At 70.4% G+C, this 2,927-nt stretch carries 2 protein-coding genes and 1 pseudogene; 1 reads left to right on the top strand and 2 read right to left on the bottom strand.

Translation table 11 applies throughout. The annotated features are described in order from the left end of the window. Positions 1–129: 129 nt before the first annotated feature. Positions 130–654 (top strand): annotated as a pseudogene (locus IEY17_RS24920) (trypsin-like peptidase domain-containing protein); the annotation flags it as partial. A gap of 66 nt (positions 655–720) precedes the next feature. Here IEY17_RS24920 and IEY17_RS24915 read toward each other — a convergent pair. After that, positions 721–1,209 carry a phage holin family protein gene (locus tag IEY17_RS24915; RefSeq protein ID WP_188991905.1) on the bottom strand — a complete coding sequence of 163 codons (489 nt, stop codon included), beginning with the start codon at positions 1,207–1,209 and terminating at the stop codon, positions 721–723. Between the two features lie 158 nt (positions 1,210–1,367). Then, positions 1,368–2,600, bottom strand: coding sequence for a Na+/H+ antiporter NhaA (gene nhaA, locus IEY17_RS24910; protein WP_188991903.1), 1,233 nt, complete (start codon positions 2,598–2,600; stop codon positions 1,368–1,370). Between the last annotated feature and the right edge of the window lie 327 nt (positions 2,601–2,927).

The following is a 2,927-nucleotide window of genomic DNA, read 5'->3' as shown; positions in this document are numbered from 1 at the left end:
AACCATCATCAAACAACTCTATCGCCGCCGCACGCTGCTCCGCGGTCAACGAACTACGCCCAGCCAAACCACCGCTCCCCGATGATCGGAACTGAATTCCACAGTCCAACCACCGGGGACCAGTTCATCGTGATCTCGCCGCACCGCGTGATGACCAACGCGCACGTGGTCGCGGGCACCGACCGGGTGGCGATCGAGATCGGCCGCGGCGAGTTCGACGCGGAGGTCGTGCTCTACCGGCCGGACGTGGACGTCGCGGTGCTGGCGGTGCCGGACCTGGACGCCGACGCGATGTCCTTCGCGTCGGGGCCGGTGCAGCCGGGTGATGACGTGATCGCCCTGGGCTATCCGCTGGACGGGCCCTACACCGCTTCGGCCGGGCGGGTGCGGGACCGGATCAGGCTCCGCGGCCCGGACATCTACGACTCGCAGACGGTGGTCCGCGACGTGTACACGGTGCGCGGCAAGGTGCAGAGCGGGAACTCCGGCGGACCGCTGATCAACCCCGGCGGCCAGGTGGTCGGCGTGGTGTTCGGTGCGGCGGTCGACGACCCGGAGACCGGGTTCGCGCTGACCGCGGACGAGGTGGCCGACGAGGTGGCGATCGCGCCCACGCTCACCACCCCGGTCTCCACCGGCAACTGCACGAACTAGCCCGGGTCGTCCGGCGCGGGACCCGAGCGGACGGGCATCTCCGGCCGGTGGAGGTGCCCGCAGCGCTCAGGAAGCGGACTGCTCCGCGTGCTGGCGCTGGGTGATCTTCTTGGTGTCCTTGAGGGTTTCGATCGTGCGCTTGGGCGCGCGGATCTTGCGCACCCGCAGGAAGCCGAGCAGGGCCAGCAGGCCGGCCACCACCAGCATCACCAGAAACACGATCCCGAAGGCCGCCCAGCGCCACAGGCCGAGCTGGGCGAGCCCCTCGGCGAGCGTGAAGAACAGGAAGAACAGGCTGAAGCCGAGGACGGTCAGCGCGAGGACGAAGTAGACGCTGCCCTTGACCGCCTTCTTGACCTCACCGGCGAGCTCGGTCTTGGCCAGCTCCACCTCGGACCTGACCAAAGTGGACAGGTGCGTCGTGGCATCGCGGACCAACGCGCCGATGGACTGCCCGTCGGGAGCGGTGTCCTCCTCAGACAGCGGGATGGACGTGACCGCGGTCCACCCCGCACCGTCGCGGCTGCCGTTGGTGCTGTTCTGGGCGCTGTTCACGTGCCCATCGTGCCACGCGCGATCAGCGGGCGGCCGAGCGACTCGCGGACGTTACCCGCGAGTGACCCGGCGGCGACGCGGAGCGGGCGCGGGCCGGTTCGAGTGCTGCGTAGGGCCTCGGACGTGTGCTCGCTGCGGATCGCAGGTCCGCCGAGCCCTCACGACTCCGCAGCCCCGTTGCGCAGCTTCCGGCCGCGTCGCAGCAGGACGGTCGCGGCCAGCAGCGAGGAGATGGCCGAGGCGATCAGTACCGCGGCCTTGGCGCGCTCCGCCGCGTCACCCGTCAGCGAGAGCTCGGCGATCAGCAGGCTGACCGTGAAGCCGACCCCGCCGAGCATCGCCAGCGCCGCCATGTCGCGCCAGCTCACCGACTCCGGCTTGGCCCCCACGCCCAGCTTCACCGCAAGGAACGAGCTGCCGAAGATGCCGATCAGCTTGCCCACCACGAGTCCGACGACGACCGCGATGGCGACCCGGTCCCCGCCGATCGCGACCAGCGCGTCGGCGTCCACCGGGACCCCGGCGGCGAAGAACGCGAACACCGGCACGACGAGCCCGGCCGACCAGGGCTGCAGCCGGTGCTCCAGCCGCATCGCCGGAGACGCCGGTTCGTGCGGGTCGCGCCTGACGCGGGTGAGCAGGCCGAGGGCCACCCCGGCGATGGTGGCGTGGATGCCGCTGGAGTGCACCGCCACCCAGGTGGCCACCGCTAACGGGACGTACAGCACGGGGCTGGTGATCCGCTTGCGCTGCAGGAACCAGTAGCCGGCGCAGAGTGCGACCGCCGCGAGCAGTGCGAGCGCGCTGAGCCCGTCGGTGAACAGGACCGCGATGACGATGATCGCGCCCAGGTCGTCGACCACGGCCAGGCTGAGCAGGAAGACCCGGGCCGCGGTGGGCATCCACGACCCGGTCAGCGACAGCACGCCGAGCGCGAACGCGATGTCGGTGGCCACCGGGATGGCCCACGCGGCGTGCGCGCCGGGCGTGCCGTGGCCGATGGCGAACGCGAGCACGGCGGGCACGACCATGCCGCCGAGTGCGGCGATCACCGGCAGCAGCGCGCTCCTGCGGTTGGACAGCTCGCCGATCACCAGCTCGCGTTTGAGCTCCAGCCCGGCAACGAAGAAGAAGATCGCCAGCAGGCCGTCCGTGGCCCACTCGCCGATGGTGAGGTTCAGGTGCAGCAGGTGCGGCCCGAGTTCCAGGTCGCGCACGGTGCGGTAGAGCTCAGCGGCGGGCGAGTTCGCCAGCAGCAGCGCGACGGCGGTGGCCGCGAGCAGGACCAGCCCGCCGACGGTCTCGGTGCGCAGGTAGGCCCCGAGGTCGAAGGTGCGGGCCGACCGGTCGGGCTTGGCGCGCCGGGACTTCTTGCGGGCGGCTTTCGACACTGGCGGCTCCGATCGTGAACAGCACGAACCTGCACGCCGACCAGTCTTCCCGGCACACCTGCCGCCATCCTACCACCCATTCGAGGCATGCTTGCTCTTGCAAACAGGCTCGCGGAGAGTGTTTGTGCAGGTCACGAGGGGCCGACATGCGCACAGGGGGCGTCCTCCTGGTTGGGAGGGCGCCCCCTTTTGCGGGCTTGCGGTGCTCAGTCGTCGGAGGTTTTCTTCAGTCCTTTGGCGATGAGGTCCATGACGGAGGAGTCGGCGAGGGTGGTGACGTCGCCGATCTCGCGGTTTTCGGCGATGTCGCGCAGCAGGCGGCGCATG

The sequence above is a fragment of the Saccharopolyspora thermophila genome (assembly GCF_014646075.1).
GTDB classification, from domain to species: domain Bacteria; phylum Actinomycetota; class Actinomycetes; order Mycobacteriales; family Pseudonocardiaceae; genus Saccharopolyspora; species Saccharopolyspora thermophila.
The sequence above is the reverse complement of the archived record's forward strand: the minus strand, read 5'-3'. Positions and strand labels throughout refer to the sequence as shown.